Raw genomic sequence first — 24,299 nt, 5'->3', positions numbered from 1 at the left:
TATCAATTAGCCTTTACTAGTTGTTTAATATCGCTGATATACAATTTGCTTAGCTTGACACTTTGGCCACAGGTGAGACGCACTTCCCTTGCGTGAACTTCTTTCACATGAGCCTTGGAAATAATTGAAGATTTGTTTACCTGAACAAAATATTCCAAAGGGAGCTCATCTAAAATTGATTTAAGCGTGCTATTGGCTAAGTCCATGTGGTCTCCTTGCCACACTTTTACATAATTTCCATAGCCCTGAATGAGCGTAATCTTGTGTAACGATAAAACTTTAAAACCTCTATCCTGTTTTATCGTAATAGTGTTTGCTCTTTCGGGTTGCTTGTTTTTCACCAGGCTTTGAAACTTTAGTATTGCTTTATCAAAACGCTCTTCATCGATAGGTTTGAGCAAGTAATCCAATACATCCAATTCAAATCCTTCGAGTGCATATTCTTTATGGGCGCTAACGATAATGACATTCAGTTGTTTTGAAATCACTTTTAGCATATCAACCCCGCTTAACTCTGGCATATTAACGTCAAGGAATATGAGATCTGCAGAGTGATTAACCAGCCATTTCATCGCTTCGGTGGCGTTTTTCATTTGTGCTACTAAATCGATGTCACCGTGGCGATCGATGTGATACTTCAACACCTCGTGGGCCAAAGGTTCGTCGTCTACAATAATGGCTTTTATCATCTAGTTAACTCTAGGGTTAATGTCACTTTCCAACACTCGTCGAACTTGCCATATTTTAGTTGGTGGTTATCTGGATAAATTATATTTAACCTTTTCTGTAAATTGGATAGCCCAAGTCCACTTGCCTTGTTTTTGACGTCAATACAATCAACAAAGGTGTTTTCGCATGTCAGGTTTAATTGATTTTTATCTATAGACAAGTTGATGGCAATCGCACAATTACCTGAAGTTTTTTCAATAGAATGCTTAAACGCATTTTCAATGATAATGATTAAGAGTAACGGCGCGATAACAAGAGACGAGTCTTGGTTTTCAGGCCAGGATACTTTTAATGTCAAATTGTCTCTCGCTCTTAATTTTTGTAATTCGATAAAGTTTTTTAAAAATTGAATTTCATCAGACAATGAAACATGGCTTTTTTGCCCTTCGTACACAGTGTGCCTTAGCATATTGGCAAGACGACTAATTAATTTTGGGGTTTTATTTGAGTTGCTAAGTGATTGAGCATAGATGTTATTTAGCGTGTTAAATAAAAAATGAGGATTAACCTGCTGTTGTAGCATCATCATTTCTGAAAGTTTTTTCTGTTGTGACAACTCGTTGATTTCTTGTGTTTGTTTCTGCTTTTCAAACAACAAGATTAGCGGTGTAAAAACCAAAAAGGTCACCAAAACCATTTGGTAGTTATTTTTATGATAAATAGATAGCGTTTCTGATAACAATGCGTTGTGTTCGACATTAGCTATCGGTAAAAACGAAATCAATGAAAAAACAATGGGCGTTAACATGATCGTGCAAATAATGACACTGCATAAAAAGATATACACTCCATGGCGCGACAACATGTATTTAATTAGGTATCGACTATTGATGTAGTAAATGCCAATAAGTAAAGACGATAAAAACAAACACTGGAGCAGCAAACTGAAAAAATGGGAAGCACTAATCACCCCTGCATCGATATTCAGAGTGAAACCAAAACGAGTTACTTCCGTAAATTGTGGATCCGCGCTTAAAATGAAAGCTATCAAAAATGAGCCTGAGATCAGCATAAACAGCATGACATTGAACAAGGTAACTGAGTTTGTCATTTTTTTACTAGCTTGAATCAGGCGAAGCCTTAGTAACCAATCCCGAATGTTTGCAAAAAAGTAACATGCAAAAAATATGGCAAATTCATCCACAGACCAAACATAATTGACTATACCAACCAAAGAGTCTTGCAGCGCGAGCATCAATAGAGGATAAAATATAAACCCCGCCATCAATACGAAATACCTATTAAAACCCTTAGTCACGTCCGAAAAATAAGCGGATAAGAAAAACGGGATACTAATTAGACAAGAACTCAATAGCGACGATAGATAACTACCAGTAGTTAAGTTACCTGATTTGAAAAATAGAATATGTGCCACAATCACTAGTGCGGTAATTAACGGGACATATTTACTTATTGCTAGCTTCATAAAATAAAGGGCTTAGTAATTTGTCTGATAAAAATGTAGTCGATGGATATTAAACACAATTTATCGATTCTAGTCAGAAAAATGACAAAACATCAGAATTTCATGACAAAAGCTAATTTTTCAAACTTATCATCTTAACCAACCATCTCATCATTGTTCTTTAGTCAATCCATCAAAATGCATCTAGAGTCGTCGTTATCGAAAGCCATAGCGGAACTCACATGCTAAAAATTAGCCAAATTGATAAGAAGTATTCAGATAAAACTCATGCTTTAAAAGACGTTTCTTTGAGTCTGAACAATGGGATGGTTGGGCTGCTGGGGCCAAATGGTGCAGGAAAATCTTCTTTGATGAGAACCCTAGCCTGTCTGCAGTCGCCGGATAGTGGGCGTTATAGCTTTGATGGAATTGACTGCCTTGAAAACCCTCAACGTTTGAGAAGAACGCTAGGTTATCTTCCACAACATTTTGGTGTTTATCCTAATATGTCTTGCACAGCTCTGCTTGAGCACATTGCCCTGTTAAAAGGGCTTAGGCGAGCAGATTATGCACCGCAAATAGACAAACTATTAGAATTAACCAATCTTGCTTACGTGGCGAATAAAAGTGTTGCGTCTTTTTCAGGTGGCATGAAACAACGTTTTGGCATAGCGCAAGCCCTGCTTGGCAACCCTCGTTTATTGATAATGGATGAACCTACTTCCGGCCTAGATCCTGCTGAACGAGAAAGACTGCATGATGTTCTAGTCACTATAAGCCAAGATAAACTGGTCATTTTATCAACCCATATTGTTGAAGATATTGAAAACCTTTGTCATCACGTGGCGTTATTGATTGACGGAAGTATCATTGAAAGTGCAGATGTTGAAACCTTGATTGCGCCGTTAAAGGGAGCAATTTGGCACAGCGAACAGCGTCCTGCTGAAAACCAAGAGATATCAATACTAAGCAAAAGTTACCGATTTGGCGTACCTGCTTGGCGTTTACTGAGCGAATCTAAACCCACTTCCACTGCTGTACTTTGTGAAGCCACATTGCAAGACAGGTACTTTCTTGAGTTGAAGAATAAAGGAGGTCAAGATGTTGCTACTAAATGAAATTAAGTATGTGATCCGCCAACCAAGCTTGATAGTGACTTGTCTACTCGCTTTGTTGTTCATTACGATCATAGGGTCGGCTGCCACCTCTCAAACTGACTTGTTGCAGTCATTGTCTCTTGTGCAAATGCTAGTATTACCATTTTTAGTCTCTATTGTTGCGGCAAATATTTTCCTTCGCGATCCTAATTCCAATATGTCTGAACTGATTGATTGCACGCCTCAATCTAAGGGTTCTAAGTTATTGTGGAGGATGACTTCCCATCTCATAGTTACAACGACTCCCTTCTTTATTGGCTTTTTAATTATTGCCGTCATGGTAGCGTCTGCTTCAGAGAGTTATGCCGTACAAGATTTACTGTTTAGCTTTTTTGTACTGGTTGTCCCTAATGTGTTTTTTGTTTCTGCTTTGGTGATTTATGTCGCTCGGTACACAGCAAACAACTTTTCAATCTATGTGTTTAGTGCGCTATTTGGTGGCGGCTATATGTTACTGGGTTCAATGCTAGGTTTTCCGTTTCTCGCAGGAAGCGCTGTAGTCAATGAATCATTTTATAGTTTAATGCTATGGCTTGACCCATTGGGCTTTACTCCCTTATTACATAACCAAAATGTTGAACAAACAGTGTTCAGTCACGAGCTGCTATTGAATCGCTTATTGTCACCTTTATTTAGTTTCATCATTATTATGCTTTCTGCAAAAATTCCGCAAAAAAATCGTGTAAAAACCAAAAAAGCCAATAACAAAGATATTGTTTCTCGAAACAGCTTATTGCTAAAAAATAGGTTTACCGAAATGGTGCGTATCGCAGTTACTAGCTCCTTAAAATCAAAAGCCACTTTGGTGCTAATTCTTCTATGGGCTGGGATAACGTTCAATGAGGTTATCTCTGGATTGTATTCGCTACGACAAACAGGTAGTTATGCACTAAATAGCTTGGATGCGATTAACTTTGTAGCGAATGATTTGCTGTTGGTCTATGGCGGTATATGCATCGCTATGTGGAGCTGGTTAGTATGTTGGAACGAAAAAAAGCAAGGCTTCTCAGAAATTATTGCCACTACGCCAGTCAGTAACGCTTTTAGATTATTAACACAATGCAGCGCTTTGTTTATTTTGATTTTTATTCTTGCTTTTATTGCAGCGGTTTCTTCGTTAATCGTAGAGTTAATAGTAAAAACTGATATTGTTTTAGCTCACTATGTTATTCAATTTGCTCTTTCAAGCTTGCCATTAGTACTCTTATCCATTGGCTTTGTGTGTATTCATAATATCGTTTCGTCTCCAGCTAAGGCAGGAATGATTATTAGCGCAATACTCATTGTTAAATTTACCCCCATTATGTCTAGCATGGGAATGACGCACCTTCTTTGGAATTTTGCAGGCTCACCATTACAAGAGACAAACCACTTTTGGGGAATGGATGGTAGTATCTCGGCATTTTTACCCTTTCTATTGTTTTGGCTACTGGTCAACCTAACGCTTTATTTATTTGCTGAAGTGCGCAGTCACCGAGGTACAGGTTTGGTAGCGGTAATATCGAGAAAGAAAGCGATATTGCCCTATTCCCTTGCCCTAGTGTGTGTGTTTTCTGTTGTGTTGATTAATAATCAGCTTATTAAAGAAAAACCATTAACTTACATAGCTCAACAAGACAATTGGCGAATCAGTTATGAACAAAAATACGGTATTTGGCAAGGTAAGTATCAACCAAAGCTCATCCATGTGGAATCAAGGGTAAACTTATTTCCAATCAAAGGTACTGCAACTGCCGACTTGAAATATACCCTGTTTAATGACGGGCAAGTTCCTGTATATGAAGTATTGCTGGGACGATATGGCAACTACACTAACTGGAATATTCAACAGAGTTCAAGCTTCGAAGTGATTGAAGATTTTAAGTTACAACAAAAAATCATTAGGTTTAGTCAACCCATTCAACCCAATGAAAAAATAGTTTTAAACTTAGATGTGAGCTATGCACAGCCACTGTTATGGCCAGCGAATTCAAGTGTGGTTGTTAAAGAAAAATTCACCAACATTTTAACCGAAAAATTTCTTCCTCAAATTGGCTACCAATCAAGCTTTGAGTCAGACGATAAACAAATTAGAGTGCAAAATGGTCTAAATGCGGAGATGTCGCAAAGACAAGATCGCCCAAGGGTTACATTTTCAACCGTCATCAGTACGCAAAAAGGATATATTGTTGCTACTCAAGGAAATCTTACAAGTCAATGGCTTGAGAATGGTCGAGTGTATTCAAAATACGAGTCGTTAGACGCTACGCCATTTCAATTTGTGTGGGCAACAGTGCCAGATGAAAGCTATCATCACTTTCCCTCGGTTAGCTCAATAGAGCTATATGCGCCAACCAACCAAGCTAGATCTCAAGATATCATTGATGTTGTAAACGACGTATTAACCTCGCTACCAACAAGCTTGGGCGTGCAGTCCACTAAAAAGTTAAAAATACTCGCAGCACCAGAGGTTGCAAATTCGTCATATGTTGCTCCAGGAATGTTAGTCATGGACTTTGACCGCGTTTTACGCAACATCTCTTACTCAAATGAAAATTTAGATTTACTTTACAAGAAGGTTGTTGAGCCCATAGTCGAAAATGCACTACTAAATAGCGAGGTCAACAATGACCGCCACCTCGCTGAACTAATAAAAGGATTTATGCTTCTGGAGATGTATGAGCAAAAACTGGGCGTCAAATCTAGAAGTAGGTTACTAGAAGTATCAGCTAAAGAATATAAGTTACTTGTTATATCAAATACACAGCGGCCCATAGCCTATTTCGATGAAAATGATCCTCATAAAACCTCCCTAAGAGCGCTTGAAATATTGGCTTTGTTACAAGATCTAATGGGTAAAGCAGCCCTAAAAAGCGCGCTCGCAGACTATATATCTAATCCAGCCAAGCTTGGCCAAAGGCATTTCCTTGAGCGGCTGAAACAAGGATTAGCGCCAGAAAAAAGTAAGCAAGTTGAGAGAATGTTCGGCGGGAATACTAGACACTTGCAATAAAAACCCAGCAAGGTTTTATGACCACACTGAGCATTTTAAAACAATTCAACAGGTCCTAGGAGGACAATGTGAAAAATAAATTAATTTTACTAATAACAGTCATTTTATTGTTGCTTTTATCAGCTTTAATGAAAGACAGAAGCGCAGCAGAGCATATAATCACAAACCAAAAAATTCCCCATACAATGTTAGTCAGCGCAATGGAGCACTCACAAAAGCGACTGTCAGAGTTTTAACTGACAATTTTACAAGCGATTTGCTAGCAATGAGTAGTCGATTTTAGAAGTGCCTGCTACTCAATCAAATCCCGATGCAGCGCACAAACTACTTCTCGGCTATCAGTATCATTTACTAACATCGAAAGATTATGAGGATTGGCACCGTAGCAAATCATGCGCAGATTGTAGTCAGCCACAGCAGCAAAAATCTTACTCGATACTCCTGCTGCGCTGTGCATATTGTTACCTACTACTGTCACCAAGTCGTAGTTTTCTTCTACGAGCACCTCACAAAATTGGCTGAGCTCTTCTATGGTGTCTAAGTTTAGGCGCTCCAACACCGAGTTGGCGGGGTTGTCTAAGGTAAAAGACACTGAAATTTCTGATGTGGTGATCAAATCCACACTGAGTTTATGTTTGGCTATTATGGTGAAGACTTTCTGTAGAAAACCCTGAGCGTACATCATCTTAGGGGTTTTAACTGTCACCATTACTTGTTCTTTGCGGCGGGTGATAGCACGATAAGCGGGTTCGGTTTCACAATCACGGGCAATCCAAGTGCCGCCTTTTTCTGGCTCTCTGCTTGAGCCTACAAACACTTTAATATCTTGCCTTAGGGCCGGTTCCATAGTGGCGGGATGTAACACTTTAGCGCCGAAGGTGGCCATTTCAGCAGCTTCTTCGAAACTTAATTCGGGTAGCGGCCGTGCAGTGTCGGTGATCCTTGGGTCTGTGGTATATACCCCAATCACGTCTGTCCAAATTTCGCAGGTTTGGGCGTTTAAGGCTTCCGCTAACAGGGCCGCAGTAAAATCTGAGCCACCTCTGCCCAAGGTTGTGGTATTTCCTTGCTCGTCGGCTCCGATAAACCCTTGGGTAACCAGTACAGTATCTTGCAAGGTAGCTAACATTAATTGTGTGGCTGCGGCCTTTATTTGCTCTAGATCAGGAACAGCCTGACCAAATTCACTGTTGGTTTTAAGCACTTTGCGCACATCAAAGTTTTCGGCTTTAACACCAATTTGCATAAGAACAGCGCTGAACAACAATGACGACATTCTTTCGCCATGAGATAACAAGGCGTCTTTTAAATCGGCTCGGTGTAATAATTCTTCGTGTAGGGCTAACTCAGACAATGAGCTTTGCAGCTGCTGTAGCTTTGGTGCAACCAACTTAGCTTGTGTTAATTCCTGCAAAATAGCCCGTTGAATCTTATCTATCTCGGTCAACTTTTGTTGGATTTGCTGTTTTGACATGGCGGTATGAGCAATATCCACCAGCAAATTCGTGACGCCGGCCGAGGCACTCACCACCACCACTTTTGTTTTTGGGTTGTTTTTAATGATACTGGCGCAGTTTTGCATTGCGGCATAATTGGCCACACTGGTGCCACCAAACTTGGCGACATTAAGGCTATTCACTAGATTTTCAGACACGGTCACTGCACTCTTCACACTAAAGCTGATGGATATAAAAGTATCAGTTTTTATTTATAATTAAAAAGTAAAAATAGCCCCATTAAACTGCTTTTTTGGAATAGTATATTCATCTTTACGCACCGCCTTAAAGGTTTAAAGAAAAAGACTCAGTGCAAAGCTACCTATTTGCGCTGAATTTCGGCACTATGAGGTAATTATCAATTTACAAGGTTCTTCCATGGTGCGTAATATCGCTGTACTCTTAGTGTCTACTTTTCTTATCTTTGCTTCACCCGCTTATTCTGACGATAAAACAGACTTATCCAATTTAACCCTCGCTAAAACCCAAGCTATGTTAAAAAGCGGCGATGTCACCTTAGTCGAAGTGTTGGATTATTATCTCAATCGCATCGAACAATTCGACCAAGGCGGTAGCAACATCAATTCAGTTGCACAGCTTAATCCTGCGCTAAAACAGCAAGTCGCCGCATTGCAAAATAAGCTAGATAACAATAAAAATCTTGGCAGTTTATTTGGTGCATTTGTGTTATTGAAAGACAATTTAGATGCCAAAGGCATGGTGAACAGTGCCGGCTCTTGGTTATTACGCGAGCATCAACCTAAGCAGGATGCCTTTGTGGTGGCCCGCTTGATTGCAGAAGACGCCATTATTTTAGGTAAAGCGAACTTGTCGGAATGGGCCAATTTTCGTTCATCAAAATCATCAAGCGGTTGGAGTAGCTTACATGGGCAAACGCTTAATCCACACGATGTTACCCGTTCGCCATGTGGTTCAAGCGCGGGATCGGGCGCGGCTATTGCGGCAGACTTTGCGTTATTGGCAGTCGGCACAGAAACCGATGGCTCTGTCACCTGCCCTGCTGCGGTTAACGGTATTGTAGGTATCAAACCCACTTTAGGGTTACTGAGCCGAAGCGGTATTATTCCTATTGCCCACTCCCAAGATACCGCAGGCCCTATGACCCGCACCGTTACCGATGCGGTTATTATGCTAGAAGCCATGATGGGCATCGATGCATCAGACAAAGCCTCACTTGCGGCAATGAATCTACGCCAACACCTTAAAATGGGTGGCCTAAAAGGCAAACGTATTGGCATAACGCGAAATATGATGGGCTATCACCCTGACCTTGATCAGGTATTTAACCAACAGCTTGCCGTGTTTAAGCAAGCGGGCGCCATCATAGTAGACAATGCCAACATTGAGACTAAAGGAAAGTGGAGCAAAGACGAATACACAGTATTACTAGCAGAATTTAAAGCGGACTTAAATCAATATTTCGAGCAATCCAACGCCCCGCTAAAAAGTTTAAAGCAGGCGATTGCCAAAAACACTGAATTTGCGGCCCGCACTATGCCCTTTTTCGAACAAGAGATATTTATTGCTGCCCAAGCAGCACCTAATCTGAATGAAAAACCTTATATGGATGCCTTGGCAAATAGTAAAAAGCAAGCGGGCGTGTTGGGTATTGATGCCACTTTAGCCAAGCACAATGTCGACTTTCTCATCGCACCCACCACAGTACCCGCATGGAAGATTGATCATATCAATGGTGATAACTATATGGGTTCGGCCAGCTCGGCACCGGCAGTAAGTGGTTATCCACATGTCACTGTGCCTATGGGTAAGGTGCAACACATGCCTGTAAATATTAGCTTTATTGGCGGCAAATTATCTGAAGCGGTATTAGTGCAAGCCGCCTACGAGTTTGAGCAACTGACTCAGGCAAGGGTCACACCTAAGCTCTAAAATCACCCGCTACTTAGCAGAAATGGTAACGGTATCCCCGACTTGGATACCGTTTTTTGCAAACCAGCCTTGATTCATTTCCCACGCGTAGTACACAGGTTGCGAGGCATTAGTTGTTGATAAATCATGGGGCTGCATAGCTTTAATGTCAGTAATGATGCCATCGGCTCGAATAAAAGCGATGTCTAGGGGGATCAGAGTATTCTTCATCCACATGGAAGCCATTCTGGCTTGTTGGAAATTAAATAACATACCGCAGTTTTCACACATTGACTCTCTGTGCATCAAACCTTGAGCTCGTTGTTCAAAGGTATGGGCATATTCTAGCGTATAAGTATTATTCTTAACTTGCACAGCAGTCTGAGGAAAAACTACCTCAGTTTGATTGGCAACGGCAAGACTAGACAATAAACTAAAAACGAAAAATACTGCAACAATAGGATACTTTGGCATATCTTTTAATTATTGAATAAAATTAGGCACTTAGGTTACAACTTTTTGCACGAACAACCCACTTTTTTATCGCTGGTTTGCCAAGTTTGAAAGTCACCTTGTACACAACGCTGTTGCAAGAGTCTACACGCCTGAGGATCGTATCTAACTTGTGTATCTGCGCCATCAGCAACTGCACTACCCAACACTTGCCTAATGTTATTTTTAGTACAACCGTTGGCTAACAAAACAACTATTGCTATTAGTAATCTTCTTTTTAATACCAGCATTTTTTCTCTATTTGAAAGTGGCCACTCAAGCGATTCTGATTTTATAGCAAGGTTACAGTATATTGATATTAATGCTGATAAAACACGCTGCGAAATTTTCAACATCACCTATAGGATCATTGCATGGATAGACGCGCTATCAAGTTTGATTGGAATCGAGCACGGGCATTTCTTGTGACAGCAGAAGAAGGCTCGCTATCGGCTGCTGCTCGGGCATTAGATATGACCCAGCCAACTGTGGGCCGACAGGTATCTGCGCTTGAAGCCGAGCTGGGTGTGTCATTGTTTGAAAGAACAAATTCAGGATTAGTGCTGACCCAAAGTGGCGCCGACTTAATGGCGCAAGTAAAAACCATGGCCGAAGCGGCAACCCAGTTATCTCGTTTAGCGTCGGGCCATGCAGATACAGTTGCAGGCAGCGTGTGTATCAGTGCCACAGAGATGATTTCGGCCTTTGTTCTACCACCTATCATAGAAAAATTACGTAACCAGTGGCCAAAAATTGAGATAGAAATAATAGCCACAAGGGATACTAGCGATTTGGCCCGCCGTGAGGCAGATATTGCGATTCGTAATTATCGCCCCACCCAGCAAGAACTTATCGCCAAACGAGTAAAAAATACTTGTGGGCATTTATACGCATCGCACCATTATATTCAAAGCCTTGAGGCAAGGCAGTCTCCCCAAGATTTGAATAACGCGATTTTTTTTAGAGAAGATCGTTCTAATGCCATTATTTCCTACCTTAACAAATTTGGTTTTCAATTAAGCGAAGGTAACTTCCCGGTTATTGTGGCTAACCACTTGGTCCAATGGCAAATGGTTAAGCAAGGCATAGGTATTGGGTTTATGACAACAGATATAGGTGATGCCGAGCCTTTAGTGGCAAGAGTGCTGCCCGATTTCCCCGCTTTTGAAAAGGAAACTTGGCTAGTCGCCCATAGAGAATTAAAAACCAGTCGTCGATTACGCGTTGTATTTGAATGTTTAGCGGCACAGATGAACAAATAACACACAGCCAATCAATTATGCCATGCATTTATGTATAGCCAGCATGCAGTTACGCGCATTGTTGGCTTATAGCGCGATAGATATACTTCTCTTTACCCTTTGGGGGTAACGCCCTCTATTACAGATAAGAGAAATTAACTATGAAAATGGACTATTGTGTTCTTGGCACAAATAACATGGCTGCCGCTATGCAATTCTACGATTCACTATTTGAAAAAACAGCCCTTAAGCAAGTGTTAGCCACCGACAGAATGACCTTCTGGCAATGTGACGATTTTGCCTTTGCAGTGGCCATACCTTTTAATGAAGCACCCGCCACTAACGGCAATGGCACCATGATTGGTTTTAATGTTGGCTCAAAAGAAGAAGTAACACGGCTGCATAACAAGCTGATTGAATTGGGCGGCACCTGTGAAGGTGAGCCGAATCAACGGGGACCTAAATTTTCTGCTTATGGCAGAGACTTAGATAAAAATAAAATCGTTTTTTCTGCTTAAAAACTTAACAAAGTAAAACAAGCGTTACAGCTTGTTTTACTTTGAATAAGATAACCGAAGCCTTTAGCTAGGATCGGCAATTCTAACAGCAACCGCTGGCGCTGATGTGAGTGCATGAGTAGGTGGCGCAAAATCAGTAAGATTAATGCCATCAACCGCTGCGGTGTACTCATCCATTGATGGGAAACGTCCCAACATAGTTGACAGTACCACTAGAGGCGTAGAGCCTAACAACGACTCGCCTTTTTTCTCAGCAGAATCTGCAACCACACGACCTTGGAACAAGCGCGTTGAGGTAGCAATAACGGTATCGCCAGGTTCTGCCTTTTCTTGGTTACCCATACATAAGTTACAACCTGGGCGTTCTAGGTACATGATGTTGTCGTACTTAGTACGTGCCGCGTTTTTAGGTGATGCATCGTCAAATTCGAAACCAGAATACTTCTGTAGAATTTCCCAATCACCTTCAGCTTTAAGCTCGTCAACAATGTTGTATGTGGGCGGAGCAACCACTAGCGGCGCTTTAAACTCAATTTTTCCGTTGTTCTTTTCAATGTTACGGAACATTTGCGCGATAATTTGCATATCACCTTTATGCACCATACACGAACCAACAAAACCTAAATCAACGGGTTTATCGGCATAGAAAGATACTGGACGAATAACGTCATGGGTATAACGCTTAGACACATCATCGTTATTCACATCAGGATCGGCAATCATAGGCTCATCGATTTGATCTAAATCAACCACTACTTCTGCAAAATAATTAGCATTGTTGTCTGGAGTGAGTGCTGGTGTTTCTCCCGATTTAATACCTTCGATACGCTTATTGGCCATATCGATTAGACCCTGCAAGGTCTTGGCAGGGTTTTCCATACCTTTATCAATCATGATTTGGATACGGCTTTTGGCGATTTCTAATGAGCCAATTAAGGTCTCATCTTCAGAAATACAGATTGATGCTTTGGCTTTCATCTCTGCAGACCAGTCAGTGAAAGTAAACGCTTGGTCGGCTAACAAAGTACCAATATGTACTTCAATTACGCGGCCTTGGAACACGTTTTCGCCACCGAACTGTTTGAGCATTTGCGCTTGGGTGGAGTGCACCACATCACGAAAATCCATATAACCTTTCATTTTACCTTTAAAGGTGACTTTGACTGACTCGGGGATAGGCATAGCCGCTTCACCTGTTGCCAGTGCCAAGGCTACTGTGCCTGAGTCAGCACCAAAGGCCACACCTTTAGACATACGAGTATGTGAGTCACCACCAATGATGATAGCGCGGTCGTCTACCGTAATATCATTCAAGACTTTGTGAATAACGTCAGTCATGGCTGGGTATTGACCTTTAGGATCGCGGGCCGTAATCAGACCAAAGGCATTCATAAAGCTCATCAATTTTGGAATGTTCGCTTTGGCTTTGCTATCCCAAACAGACGCGGTGTGACAACCCGATTGGTATGCACCGTCAACAAGTGGAGATATAGTCGATGCGGCCATGGCTTCTAATTCTTGGCACGTCATTGGGCCTGTGGTGTCTTGTGAGCCTACAATATTGACTTTGACACGAACGTTAGAGCCTGCATGCAAAGGAGCCTCCGACGCTACGCCTACTGCATTACGGTTAAAGATTTTTTCAACGGCAGTTAAGCCTTGGTTTGCAACAGAAATTTCTTTCGAAGCGGCATAAACCACTGGCGCTTCAACCCCTAGGGTTTCGGCTGCAAATGTTTGTAGTTTCTTACCAAATACAACAGCGTAAGAACCGCCAGCTTTCATAAACTCCACTTTTTGCGGTGTGAAAGCAGAAGATACGTCTACTAATTCTTTGTCACCGTTATAAAGCTTCATGGCTTTAGTATCTATGGTTAATACTGTACCCGTTGCTACTGAATAGGCTTCTTCAAGTACAGCATCGCCATTATCGTCAACAACCGTTTTACCGTTAGCGTCTACTTTTTTCACCCAGTTTTTAAGGTCAAGACCAATACCACCAGTTACATCAACAGTAGTTAAGAAGATAGGTGCGATACCATTTGTACCTGCAACTACAGGCGCAATGTTAATAAATGGCACATAAGGACTAGCTTGTTTACCGGCCCACAACGCCACGTTATTCACACCCGACATACGCGATGAACCTACACCCATAGTGCCTTTTTCGGCGATTAACATCACTTTGGCGTTAGGGTGCTTAGCTTGTAAGGCTTGAATTTCTTGTTGTGCTTCTGGGGTGATCATACATTGGCCGTGTAACTCACGATCGGCACGAGAGTGGGCTTGATGACCGGGTGACAATAAGTCAGTTGAAATATCACCTTCACCGGCAATATAAGTGACTACTTCAATTTTTGAAGCGACATCAGGTAGCTTGGTAAAAAACTCAGCTTGGGCGTAACTTTCTAGCAAATCTTTAGCAACGGCATTGCCTGCTTTAAACGCGCTTTCAAGGCGGGCTGTGTCTGCGTCGTATAAAAACACTTGAGTTTTTAATACCGCTGATGCTTGAGCAGCTAACGCAGCGTTGTCACCTAATGCAAGGTCAAGTAACACTTCAATTGAAGGACCACCTTTCATGTGTGATAACAGTTCAAATGCAAATTCAACTGAAATTTCAGCAACCATAGCTTGGCCAAGAATAATTTCTTTTAAGAATGCTGCTTTTACACCAGCAGCACTAGTTGTGCCCGGCAAGGTATTATAAATAAAGAAGTTTAGTGATTCTGCTCGGTGAGCATGGTCTGTATCTTTAATTTGCTCAATGATTTCTGCTAATAGTTCAGCACTATCAATTGGCTTAGGCGCTAGCCCTAACTCATTTTTACGTGTTTTAATTTCTTCGATATATTCTAAAAACAAACTCATTTACGCCTCCCAAGGGCTATAACTTGCTAATCATATAAAATCAGCACTATGGAATTTAACCGGATAATTATAAGGGTTATTGAACAAAAGTGATATTAGCGATTGCTTTAGTTTGCTTATAATCACTATATATTTAATTTATAAGTTATTGAAATTTACAGTTTTTTAACATACTAGACAGAAAAAAATTAATTTGCGATCACTCTGATAATTTTCCCTGCTTTACTATCGGTCAAAATATAAATTGAACCATCGGAATGCACTCTTACATCACGAATTCTTTGTGCTAATTCTTTAAACAGTGAAGTCTGCCCTACAACTTCCAAACCATCCAATCGCAGCCAGCGTACTTCTTGAAACTTGAGCACACTCACTAACAAGTCACCATTTAACTCACTAAACATCTCACCTTGATGAACAGCCATTCCCGATGGCGCAATAGAAGGTGTCCAGTCTACAAAGGGTTGTTGCATATTGGGGTATTCGGTAAACGGGCTAATTCGCCCACCTATGTAGTCATTGCCATAAGTAATAACTGGCCAACCATAGTTTACGCCTGCCTGAATAATATTTAATTCATCGCCACCATCGGGGCCATGTTCATGTGAAAAAATCACCTCACGCACTGGATCGTACAAAATGGCTTGGGGGTTTCTATGTCCGTAGCTAAATACGTAGTGACTAAGTGCATCTGCATTGTCAGTTAAAAAGGGATTATTTTTGGGCATGCTACCGTCGTCATTGATACGAATAACCTTGCCCAACAAACTATCTAAACGCTGCGCGTCTTCTCGGTAGTCAAAACCATCACCGCTGGTGATAAGTAAGGTATTATCAGGTAAAAATGCCATACGCCCAGCATAATGTACTGGTGTTGATTTAAACGGCGCTGCAGTGAAAACAACTTGCTGCTCTTCTAGTTTGTTGTTTATTAACCTTGCCCGTATCACTTTCAAAGCATTTTTATCTGCACGTCCTGAGGCATAAGAAATATATAACCACTTATTAGCCGCAAAATTGGGGTGTAATACCACTTCAAGTAAACCGCCTTGGCCCTTAACAAAAATATCTGTTGGCAGGCCAGCAATAGGCTCAGAGATGTTGCCATCACTGATTAATCTTAAGTGACCCGCACGTTCGGTCACCAATAACCTTCCATCGGGTAAAAATGCCAAAGACCAAGGAAAATCTAAACCACTGGCGACTTCTTGTATTTGATAGTCGGGAAACTGTGGCTGCTGCGCCGCCAAACCATTAAAATTGCTACCAAAGAGGATGATAAGCCCCAATATAAAACCCTGATGTCGCATAAATATATTATCTCTACATTTGAAAAAGATCCGCTTGGCGGAGCATAGTTTTATTGATATTAACATCCAGTTCGCTCATTATCGCCCCCAATCTATTTTGCGCAGCTAAACCAAGTAAGAACCCATTATGAATTTTAAATTTTTCCTTAGGCTTTGTTCACATTTTCTTGTCGCTGTGATTTTTGCGTTTGTATTAGCAAGCTTGTTTCACAGCCAATTTGTCATGGCTGAACTGACCCAAATAGGTGTGGAAATTTCACTCAACGACAGACTCAGTATGAGCCTTGATGACTTATTAGGTTTATGCCCAACCTACGGCGTAGTGATTGCCCTAAGCTTTTGCATCGCCTTTATTGTGGCAAACTTAATCGTTAAACGCGTGTCGTTATCACCGTACATTTTATATGCCTTAGCGGGTGGAACGGGCGTATCCATTGCGCTTTTAGCCATGCAGCCCATTTTAGACATCACCCTTATTGCTGGTGCTCGCAGTACTTTTGGCTTTGCCTGTCAAAGTTTGGCCGGTGCCATAGGTGGTGGCGTGTTTACTTATCTTAGAAAAAATAGCTTAGCCTGATAGCGATCTGAAAAATGCCTAGCTGATTATTGATACTGCCCTATACTGAATTTTCTATTGTTCTTTTATTGTGCATTTAACTAGGTGTCGGTTTCCTTCATTATTAGGTCATTAAGCTTGTGATGCATTGATACATATTTACCAAGGTAGGGATTTATGTCATTTGGAAAGCATTTTCATATACTCTGGATCGCCGTTTTAGCGTTGTTTTTTAGCTCTGTTTGTTTTTCCCACGAAGGACATAAAGACGATGATATTATCCTCAAAAAATTAGGGTATTTGGGTGAGGTAGAATTTGCTATTTCATGCCCAAAAGACCAACAAGTGGCCATCAACTCAGGCGTAGCCCTGTTACATCATATGATGTACGCCCAAGCCGAAGTGTTTTTTCAAGAATGGATAAATAAATCACCCCAGTGTGCCATGTTTTATTGGGGTTATGCCATGAGTCTTTTTCATCCGCTATGGCCTGATAAGATTACACCCGAAGCCTTAGAACGAGGTGTGAATGCCCTCAATATCGCCGCTACATTACCCCGTTCCCCCAGAGAAAAAGGCTATATCGAAGCAGCGGCAGCTTATTTTACAAACTGGCAAAATACCACAGATAAAAAGCGTGTAGCCGCATGGGCCAAAGCGCAGCGGCAACTTTATCAACGTTTCCCAAATGATATAGACGCACAGGCATTTTATGCGTTATCTGAATTATCCACCGCTTCCAAAAAAGACAACACTTTTAGTCAGCAGCAACAAGCTGGGGAGGTGTTGCAGCAGATATTTGTTAAACACCCCACTCACCCTGGAGCTGTGCATTACAGTATTCATGCCTACGACAACCCAATTTTGGCGCACCTTGCGGTGGATATTGCCAATGCCTACGGCAAAATAGCACCCGACGTTCCCCATGCCTTGCACATGCCCAGCCATGTGTTTGTGCGCTTAGGTAAATGGGATCAGGTAATAGATTGGAATATTCGTTCCGCTAACGCGGCACTTAAATACCCCACTAAAAACGCAACCTCTATGCATTATTCCCATGCTATCGATTATCTCGTTTATGGCTATTTGCAAACTGATAATGCCCCAGGGGCGCTTAAAGCCATTGCAGAGCTAAACAGCCATCACCCTATACAAGCAACGTTTCCCGCGGCCTATGCGTTATCAACTATCCCCGCTAGATTAGCCCTTGAGAGCCATAACTGGGCGCAAGCCAGCCAACTTAAAATCAGGCAGCCTAATTACTTTGCTTGGGATAAATTTCCACAAGTAGAAGCGATCACTTACTTTGCTCGTGGCTTAGGTGCAGCAAAGATGCAGGACTGGCGCGCCGCCCAAGAAAACATCCATAAATTGGATGAGTTATATAATCAAACCCTCGCCATAAGTCCTCACTATTGGGCCATTTTAGTGGACGCACAAAGACAAACTGTGGCTGCTTGGGTGACTTACGGCCGGGGCAATAAAGAAAAAGCACTAAAACAATTAAGCAAAGCAGCAGATCTTGAAGACTCATTAGATAAAAACCCAGTCACCCCAGGTGCGGTTTTGCCCTCAAGAGAGTTATTAGGCGATATGCTGATGTTGACTGCCGACTACAGCAATGCCCTACTTGCCTACCAAGCCAGTTTAAAAATCAATCCATACAGATTAAACAGCCTTTTAGGCGCTAAAAAAGCTAAACAGCATATGCATACAAACTAAGCCCTATCAGTGGAGGGCTTAGGTTTTCTTTTTTGGGTTTAATCGATATTTTTAAAATATGTTTAATTAACCCGAATTCGGGTTAATTAGTATGCGATTTCTAATTTTCCTCCGTACTATGGGTTCCATCAAAGCAATACACTTAATTTTAAACATCTACGGAGTAAATATTATGAGCAACATCGACATGATTAAAGAAAAAGCCGCTACTGCTGAAGAAATGGCACGTAAAGTATGGTTAGCCGGTCTTGGCGCATACGGTAAAGGCTACGAAGAAGTGAAAGGTCGTTTCGAATCACTTTCTACTGATTCAAACAAATTGTTTGAAGAGCTAGTGGTTAAAGGCGAAAAGCTTGAAACTGAAGGTAAAGGCAAGGTTAAAGAAGTACAAACTAAAGTAGCCGCTAAAACTGAAATCGACGCTCGCATCGAAACAGTTCGCACTAAACTTGGTTTGAACAGTACTGATGCCGACAAAAAAATCGAAGAGTTAAGCGACAAAATTGACGCACTAACTGCCGCTGTTGCAAAATTATCTGCTAAGCCTGCAGTGAAAAAAGCATAACTTCGATTACAACCTAATTGATAATTTAAAGAGAGCCTTAAGGCTCTCTTTTTTTATTGAAAATTTATATCAATCCACAAAGTCTTACCCTTTCATTTTGTAATCTTTTATTCACAGTGTTTATAGCCAAGATAATATCGATATTGAGATTTATCATGTTTTTTTGTGTATAAAACAATGCAATGTCCTCAATAGATTAACCATTTTGGTACAACTAGCGCTTAAGGTTTTGACACTATTATAAAGCCGCAAGAATACCTGAATAATGAGTATTAGATTAAAACATGACAATAACAAAACCGCAGCCACATAGTTCAAGCAATAGCAGACTCGAAAAAGTTCGCACGCATTTAACAAAAATTGGTCTCAATAATATTGCCAATATCGAACATAATCCAAGTTATGATGCTTTGTATGCCGCCGAAACCGATGAGGCATTAACGGGCTTTGAAAAAGGTACTGTGACCCAGTCAGGTGCAGTCAATGTCGACACCGGAATTTATACTGGACGCTCTCCTAAAGATAAATTTATTGTTAAAGATGACACCTCAAAAGACACTGTTTGGTGGCGAACCGCTGACAATAAAAATGACAACAAACCAATCTCATTAGAGACGTGGAATGCCCTCAAAGAAATCAGCCAAAGACAACTTTCCAATAGCGATTTGTATGTTGTTGATGCCATTTGTGGCGCTAACGAAAACACTGCCCTTAAAGTAAGGTTTGTGATGCAAGTGGCTTGGCAAGCTCACTTTGTGAAAAACATGTTTATTCGCCCAACTGAAGCACAACTCGATGATTTTGAGCCTGATTTTGTGGTTATGAATGCCTCAAAAGCCTCAGATGCAAATTTCGAAAAACACCAAACCAACTCAGAAACCTTTGTGGCTTTTAACCTGAGTGAAAAAGTGCAACTCATTGGTGGCACATGGTATGGCGGTGAAATGAAAAAGGGTATGTTCTCCATGATGAACTACTTTTTACCATTACAAGGCATAGCATCTATGCATTGTTCTGCCAATGTTGGTAAAGAGGGAGATACCGCAATATTTTTTGGTTTATCAGGTACAGGCAAAACCACCCTATCGGCCGATCCCGACAGAGCTCTTATAGGTGATGACGAACACGGATGGGATGACGAGGGCATTTTCAATTTCGAAGGTGGCTGTTATGCCAAAACCATAGATTTAGATGCCAATAAAGAGCCTGAAATTTATAAAGCAATTAGGCGTAATGCATTGCTAGAAAACGTAGTAATTAACGGAAGTGAGCCAGATTATTCCAATAATTCAAAAACCGAAAACACCCGTGTTTCTTATCCCATAGAACATATTGAAAACCGAGTGTTAGGTATTAGCAAAGCGGGCCATGCAAAAAAAGTGATATTTTTAACCGCTGATGCCTTTGGCGTGTTTCCACCCGTATCCCGCTTAACCAGCGAGCAAGCTAAGTATCACTATTTGTCTGGTTTTACTGCTAAATTAGCCGGCACCGAACGCGGTGTTACCGAGCCCACCCCCACCTTTTCTTCATGTTTCGGACAGGCTTTTTTGAGCTTACATCCCACTCAATATGCTGAAGTGCTCGAACAACGTATGGCAGATTCAGGAGCCAGTGCTTATTTAGTAAATACCGGATGGAATGGCTCAGGAAAACGAATTAGTTTGGCCGATACTCGTGCCATCATTAATGCCATTTTAAGTAGCGAAGTGGAAGAGGCAGAATGTGAATTACTGCCTTACTTTGATCTTGCTTACCCTAAAGTGCTGACAGGTGTGAATAGCGATATTTTAGATCCGCGCAAAACATATTCAGACGCTAATGAATGGGATAGCAAAGCCCAAAATCTTGCCAAATTATTTATCGAAAACTTTACTAAGTTTACCGATAACCAAGATGGCAAAGCGTTAGAAAAAGCGGGCCCGCACTTATAATTTCGAGCTTTAAGCACCAAAAGCGTAAACACTCACAAGGTTAAATTCTAATGAGGTTTGCGCTTTTTAGGTTTTGTTTGCTCTGACTTACCCGTTTTGTTGTGAGGTTGATTGTCACTAAAACGGGTTAGCCCTTTTTTGCCTCTTTCAGCACTGGCTGACTTTCCTTTAGCATAAGCTTTGTTGCCTGAACGTTTCGCAAATTCTTTTTGATCTCTCCCCTTTAGTTCATTGCGACTTTCCGCTGGCACCAAACATTTAGGGCTATTGCCAATTAAATGCGCTTTGCCCATTTCCTTGAGGGTTTTTCGCAATAATGGCCAATTAGCTGGATCGTGATAACGCAAAAATGCACGATGCAAACGTCGATGAATTTCACCTTTAGGTACTTCAACTACTTCACTTTTATGGCTGACTTTATGTATCGGGTTTTTATTGGTGTGATACATAGTGGTGGCGTTGGCCATAGGTGACGGATAAAAGTTTTGCACTTGGTCTAATTTAAAGTTGCGCTCTTTGAGCCACAAGGCCAAATTCAACATATCTTCATTTTCAGTACCGGGGTGAGCCGAGATAAAGTAAGGAATTAGATACTGATCTTTGCCCGCTTCTTTGGTGTATTTGTCGAATAACTCTTTAAATTTATCGTAAGTGCCCATGCCCGGCTTCATCATTTTGTCCAGCGGGGCTTTTTCAGTGTGCTCTGGGGCAATTTTTAAATAGCCACCCACATGATGCGTCACTAACTCTCTAACGTAATTCGGATCTTCAATGGCTAAGTCATAACGCACACCCGAGGCAATCAGAACTTTTTTGACCCCTTCTACATCTCGAGCTTTGCGATACAGCTCAACCGTTGGTGTTTGGTCGGTATCTAAATGACCACAAATTTCAGGCCACACACAAGATAAACGGCGGCAAGCTTGTTCGGCCTTGGGGCTTTTACAACGTAACTTGTACATATTGGCGGTTGGGCCACCAAGATCTGAGATAACACCGGTAAAACCGGGCACTTTGTCGCGAATTTCTTCTATCTCTCGAATAATGGAATCTTCTGAACGACTTTGGATCACCCTACCTTCATGTTCGGTAATCGAACAAAACGTACAGCCACCAAAACAGCCACGCATGATATTCACCGAGGTTTTAATCATGTCGTAGGCAGGAATTTTGGCTTTGCCATAACTAGGGTGCGGCACGCGCGCATAAGGTAAATCAAACACCGCATCCATTTCTTCGGTTTCAAGGGGATACGCAGGTGGGTTGATCCAAATAATACGATCGCCGTGGCGCTGCACTAAAGCACGAGCACAACCGGGATTGGTTTCTTTATGTAAAATACGTGACGTATGGGCGTAGTGAGTTTTCTCGGCCCGAACCACATCATAAGCAGGCAGCATCACATAGGTTTTATCCCAAGGTTTGCGCCTTTCTGTTTTTGAAGTAAACGGCTGCACGACTATAGGCTGCGCTTTTTGTTCGGCTATGGCCGCTTGTTTTTCAGCTTCGGAGGATACCGCACATTTATCTTCAATCGTTTCGTAGGGGCTGATAATTGGATCAATTTTGCCAATGCTATCGAGATGGGTGGAATCCACCCCTTGCCAACCGGGTAACGGCTCTTTACGAAGCACAGCCGTACCACGAATATCTTGCATTTGTTCGATGGTTTCACCAGCGGCAAAACGGTGCGCCATTTCAAGTAGTGGACGCTCGGCATTACCAAACATCAACATGTCGGCTTTAGAATCGAACAACACACTGCGGCGTACTTTATCTGACCAATAATCATAGTGAGCGATACGTCGTAAACTGGCTTCGATTCCGCCAATGACCACAGGTTTTTTGTACGCTTCTTTACAGCGCTGTGTGTAAACAGTTACCGCTCGATCGGGGCGTTTTCCGCCTTCGTTGTGAGGTGTGTAGGCATCATCGTGGCGCAGTTTTCGCTCGGCCGTATAGCGGTTGATCATCGAGTCCATATTGCCAGCGGTGACGCCAAAAAACAGATTGGGCTCGCCAAGTTGCATAAAGGCATCTTTGCTGTGCCAATCGGGCTGGGAAATAATGCCCACTCTAAAACCTTGTGCTTCAAGAGTACGCCCAATCACTGCCATGCCAAAACTAGGGTGATCCACATAAGCATCACCTGTGACTAAGATAATATCGCAGCTATCCCAACCTAACTTATCCATCTCTTTACGCGACATGGGCAAAAATGGCGCAGGCTCAAAACATTCCGCCCAATACTTAGGAAAAGAAAACAAACCACGCTCGGCTTTCATACGGGCAACGGGCTTGGATCGGGAGGCTGGTTGGATAGTTGGCATAATGGTCTCGGAAATCTACGTAGCTGTTCAAAAAATCGGCGGGATTATATCATGTGTAGGCTTAATTTCAGCAGCCTATTAGTAGTTATACCAATCTCAATAAATAAGTGCTCACTCAGTGAGAGTTTAAAATAGCTTAATCAAGGCCCTTGAATGAAGTAATAGATATTCTACTGCGAATTCGAGCAACGCAGAGTAAGCCCTTTTAAAACTCGCCCTTTCTGAGTGGTCACTTATTTATGGACAATGGTATTATGTTCATTTCAGCTACGATGAATCACTACCATTAGTGATTATTTTTGATATATTATCAAACAATATTCTAATTGGTTAAATAAGTTAAGATGCACAAATTATTGACGTTAGCACTATTGTTGTATTCAGGCATTGTAAAATCAAACAATGTAATAGATGTAACTTATTTTATTTCCGACAAATCTTCTGCACCCATTCAAATCCCATCTGAAAATAGCGGTATTGTCACAGACGTAATTAGAAAACTAGATATGCCAAATGTTAATCTAGTATATAAAACATTGCCCTTTAAGCGCATGGTCGTAACACTAGAAAAATCAAAAGAACCTTGGTTAACTTACGGCTCTGCTAAATGGCAAGATGCACGAGCCTTCGATTTGTCAGCCACGCCACTAATGACAGTTCGACATGTATTAATGACCACTGCAGGCACACCTTATAAATCAATAGATGATATTCTCGATAAAAGTTTAGTGCTCATTCGAGGCTTTAGTTATCCTGGCTTGATAGATTATATAAACAAGAAACCCGAAAAGGTTTTTTATGTCAATACTCACAAGGCCGCTATAGAAATGGTGCTAAAGGGGCGAGTAACCGCTTTCATAGAAATGAATTCAAGGCTTGGATATCATTTGCATAAATTGGGAATTTCAAGTGAATCAATAAACGTGCATGACTTTTCAGATATCATCCCCAACTACGATGTGAATTTGAGTTTTTCGGATCATTTCCCCAAAACACTCAGAAGTTCAATTGAAAGCCAGCTATATAATTTAAAGAGTACAGGGCAATTAGAGGCAATATTACAAAAATACCAATAACCCACCTGACGGATT

19 protein-coding genes are annotated in these 24,299 nt (G+C 41.4%); 11 read left to right on the top strand and 8 right to left on the bottom strand.

Annotated features, from left to right (window positions below):
* Positions 1-2: 2 nt before the first annotated feature.
* Positions 3-689, bottom strand: coding sequence for a LytTR family DNA-binding domain-containing protein (locus Q0688_RS25265; protein ID WP_299084029.1), 687 nt, complete (start codon positions 687-689; stop codon positions 3-5).
* Entirely contained in the window at positions 686-2,155 is a 1,470-nt protein-coding gene (locus tag Q0688_RS25260) for a sensor histidine kinase (protein ID WP_299084026.1), read from the bottom strand. The genes Q0688_RS25265 and Q0688_RS25260 overlap by 4 nt, the downstream gene beginning before the upstream one ends.
* A 221-nt stretch (positions 2,156-2,376) precedes the next feature.
* On the opposite strand from Q0688_RS25260, the gene Q0688_RS25255 reads away from it, so the two are divergent.
* The 3 genes from Q0688_RS25255 to Q0688_RS25245 all read left to right on the top strand — a co-directional run bounded on the left by Q0688_RS25255 (position 2,377) and on the right by Q0688_RS25245 (position 6,519).
* Positions 2,377-3,252 (top strand): ABC transporter ATP-binding protein, encoded by an 876-nt coding sequence (locus Q0688_RS25255; RefSeq protein ID WP_299084023.1) that lies wholly within the window; start codon positions 2,377-2,379, stop codon positions 3,250-3,252.
* Entirely contained in the window at positions 3,236-6,283 is a 3,048-nt protein-coding gene (locus tag Q0688_RS25250) for a hypothetical protein (RefSeq protein WP_299084018.1), read from the top strand. The genes Q0688_RS25255 and Q0688_RS25250 overlap by 17 nt, the downstream gene beginning before the upstream one ends.
* A 68-nt stretch (positions 6,284-6,351) precedes the next feature.
* Positions 6,352-6,519: a hypothetical protein gene (locus Q0688_RS25245; protein ID WP_299084013.1), complete on the top strand. Its 168-nt coding sequence runs from the start codon at positions 6,352-6,354 to the stop codon at positions 6,517-6,519.
* A 56-nt stretch (positions 6,520-6,575) separates the two neighbouring features.
* Here Q0688_RS25245 and lysC read toward each other — a convergent pair whose 3' ends face one another.
* A complete protein-coding gene (lysC, locus tag Q0688_RS25240; RefSeq protein WP_299084010.1) occupies positions 6,576-7,937 on the bottom strand; it encodes a lysine-sensitive aspartokinase 3 in 1,362 nt (453 codons plus the stop codon).
* A 220-nt stretch (positions 7,938-8,157) separates the two neighbouring features.
* Between lysC and Q0688_RS25235 the strand changes: the two genes are divergently transcribed.
* Positions 8,158-9,690: an amidase gene (locus tag Q0688_RS25235; protein WP_299084007.1), complete on the top strand. Its 1,533-nt coding sequence runs from the start codon at positions 8,158-8,160 to the stop codon at positions 9,688-9,690.
* 9 nt (positions 9,691-9,699) lie between these two features.
* Here the strand turns inward: Q0688_RS25235 and Q0688_RS25230 are convergent, their stop codons facing one another.
* Entirely contained in the window at positions 9,700-10,143 is a 444-nt protein-coding gene (locus tag Q0688_RS25230; protein WP_299084004.1) for a DUF192 domain-containing protein, read from the bottom strand.
* A gap of 35 nt (positions 10,144-10,178) precedes the next feature.
* Entirely contained in the window at positions 10,179-10,412 is a 234-nt protein-coding gene (locus Q0688_RS25225; protein WP_299084000.1) for a hypothetical protein, read from the bottom strand.
* Between the two features lie 123 nt (positions 10,413-10,535).
* Here Q0688_RS25225 and Q0688_RS25220 point away from each other — a divergent pair, with 123 nt between their 5' ends.
* Both Q0688_RS25220 and Q0688_RS25215 read left to right on the top strand, forming a co-directional pair.
* A complete protein-coding gene (locus tag Q0688_RS25220) occupies positions 10,536-11,423 on the top strand; it encodes a LysR family transcriptional regulator (protein WP_299083995.1) in 888 nt (295 codons plus the stop codon).
* 140 nt (positions 11,424-11,563) lie between these two features.
* Positions 11,564-11,920 (top strand): VOC family protein, encoded by a 357-nt coding sequence (locus Q0688_RS25215; protein WP_299083992.1) that lies wholly within the window; start codon positions 11,564-11,566, stop codon positions 11,918-11,920.
* Positions 11,921-11,983: 63 nt separating this feature from the next.
* Here Q0688_RS25215 and Q0688_RS25210 read toward each other — a convergent pair whose 3' ends face one another.
* Positions 11,984-14,791, bottom strand: a complete 2,808-nt coding sequence (locus tag Q0688_RS25210; RefSeq protein ID WP_299083989.1) for a bifunctional aconitate hydratase 2/2-methylisocitrate dehydratase — start codon at positions 14,789-14,791, stop codon at positions 11,984-11,986.
* A gap of 188 nt (positions 14,792-14,979) precedes the next feature.
* Entirely contained in the window at positions 14,980-16,101 is a 1,122-nt protein-coding gene (locus Q0688_RS25205; protein ID WP_299083985.1) for a PQQ-dependent sugar dehydrogenase, read from the bottom strand.
* 127 nt (positions 16,102-16,228) lie between these two features.
* Here Q0688_RS25205 and Q0688_RS25200 point away from each other — a divergent pair, with 127 nt between their 5' ends.
* The 4 genes from Q0688_RS25200 (at position 16,229) to pckA (ending at position 20,878) form a co-directional block, all read left to right on the top strand.
* Positions 16,229-16,678, top strand: coding sequence for a hypothetical protein (locus Q0688_RS25200; protein WP_299083982.1), 450 nt, complete (start codon positions 16,229-16,231; stop codon positions 16,676-16,678).
* A gap of 156 nt (positions 16,679-16,834) precedes the next feature.
* Entirely contained in the window at positions 16,835-18,379 is a 1,545-nt protein-coding gene (locus Q0688_RS25195; RefSeq protein WP_299083979.1) for a hypothetical protein, read from the top strand.
* Between the two features lie 172 nt (positions 18,380-18,551).
* On the top strand, positions 18,552-18,944 hold the full coding sequence (locus Q0688_RS25190; RefSeq protein WP_299083976.1) for a phasin family protein: 393 nt from the start codon (positions 18,552-18,554) through the stop codon (positions 18,942-18,944).
* A 284-nt stretch (positions 18,945-19,228) separates the two neighbouring features.
* The gene (gene pckA, locus Q0688_RS25185) at positions 19,229-20,878 is read left to right on the top strand and encodes a phosphoenolpyruvate carboxykinase (ATP) (RefSeq protein WP_299083973.1); all 1,650 of its coding nucleotides are present in this window, start codon (positions 19,229-19,231) and stop codon (positions 20,876-20,878) included.
* Positions 20,879-20,925: 47 nt separating this feature from the next.
* Here pckA and Q0688_RS25180 read toward each other — a convergent pair whose 3' ends face one another.
* Positions 20,926-23,208, bottom strand: coding sequence for a YgiQ family radical SAM protein (locus Q0688_RS25180; protein WP_299083970.1), 2,283 nt, complete (start codon positions 23,206-23,208; stop codon positions 20,926-20,928).
* A gap of 344 nt (positions 23,209-23,552) precedes the next feature.
* On the opposite strand from Q0688_RS25180, the gene Q0688_RS25175 reads away from it, so the two are divergent.
* Positions 23,553-24,284 carry an ABC transporter substrate-binding protein gene (locus tag Q0688_RS25175; RefSeq protein WP_299083967.1) on the top strand — a complete coding sequence of 244 codons (732 nt, stop codon included), beginning with the start codon at positions 23,553-23,555 and terminating at the stop codon, positions 24,282-24,284.
* Positions 24,285-24,299 lie beyond the last annotated feature (15 nt).

Origin of the sequence: uncultured Paraglaciecola sp., assembly GCF_937123705.1 — a bacterium.
GTDB lineage: Bacteria > Pseudomonadota > Gammaproteobacteria > Enterobacterales > Alteromonadaceae > Paraglaciecola.
Note: the sequence above shows the minus strand (reverse complement) of the source record. Positions and strands in the feature narration are given on the sequence as shown.

What these genes read in the sequence shown, in the direction of transcription:
- Q0688_RS25190 (WP_299083976.1), top strand. Translation starts at nt 18,552, where the DNA reads ATGAGCAACATCGACATGATTAAAGAAAAAGCCGCTACTGCTGAAGAA.
- Q0688_RS25215 (WP_299083992.1), top strand. Translation starts at nt 11,564, where the DNA reads ATGAAAATGGACTATTGTGTTCTTGGCACAAATAACATGGCTGCCGCT.
- Q0688_RS25195 (WP_299083979.1), top strand. Translation starts at nt 16,835, where the DNA reads ATGTCATTTGGAAAGCATTTTCATATACTCTGGATCGCCGTTTTAGCG.
- Q0688_RS25175 (WP_299083967.1), top strand. Translation starts at nt 23,553, where the DNA reads ATGCACAAATTATTGACGTTAGCACTATTGTTGTATTCAGGCATTGTA.
- Q0688_RS25200 (WP_299083982.1), top strand. Translation starts at nt 16,229, where the DNA reads ATGAATTTTAAATTTTTCCTTAGGCTTTGTTCACATTTTCTTGTCGCT.
- pckA (WP_299083973.1), top strand. Translation starts at nt 19,229, where the DNA reads ATGACAATAACAAAACCGCAGCCACATAGTTCAAGCAATAGCAGACTC.
- Q0688_RS25220 (WP_299083995.1), top strand. Translation starts at nt 10,536, where the DNA reads ATGGATAGACGCGCTATCAAGTTTGATTGGAATCGAGCACGGGCATTT.
- Q0688_RS25235 (WP_299084007.1), top strand. Translation starts at nt 8,158, where the DNA reads ATGGTGCGTAATATCGCTGTACTCTTAGTGTCTACTTTTCTTATCTTT.
- Q0688_RS25265 (WP_299084029.1), bottom strand. Translation starts at nt 689, where the DNA reads ATGATAAAAGCCATTATTGTAGACGACGAACCTTTGGCCCACGAGGTG.
- Q0688_RS25255 (WP_299084023.1), top strand. Translation starts at nt 2,377, where the DNA reads ATGCTAAAAATTAGCCAAATTGATAAGAAGTATTCAGATAAAACTCAT.
- Q0688_RS25210 (WP_299083989.1), bottom strand. Translation starts at nt 14,791, where the DNA reads ATGAGTTTGTTTTTAGAATATATCGAAGAAATTAAAACACGTAAAAAT.
- Q0688_RS25205 (WP_299083985.1), bottom strand. Translation starts at nt 16,101, where the DNA reads ATGCGACATCAGGGTTTTATATTGGGGCTTATCATCCTCTTTGGTAGC.
- Q0688_RS25250 (WP_299084018.1), top strand. Translation starts at nt 3,236, where the DNA reads ATGTTGCTACTAAATGAAATTAAGTATGTGATCCGCCAACCAAGCTTG.
- Q0688_RS25260 (WP_299084026.1), bottom strand. Translation starts at nt 2,155, where the DNA reads ATGAAGCTAGCAATAAGTAAATATGTCCCGTTAATTACCGCACTAGTG.
- Q0688_RS25180 (WP_299083970.1), bottom strand. Translation starts at nt 23,208, where the DNA reads ATGCCAACTATCCAACCAGCCTCCCGATCCAAGCCCGTTGCCCGTATG.
- Q0688_RS25225 (WP_299084000.1), bottom strand. Translation starts at nt 10,412, where the DNA reads ATGCTGGTATTAAAAAGAAGATTACTAATAGCAATAGTTGTTTTGTTA.
- Q0688_RS25230 (WP_299084004.1), bottom strand. Translation starts at nt 10,143, where the DNA reads ATGCCAAAGTATCCTATTGTTGCAGTATTTTTCGTTTTTAGTTTATTG.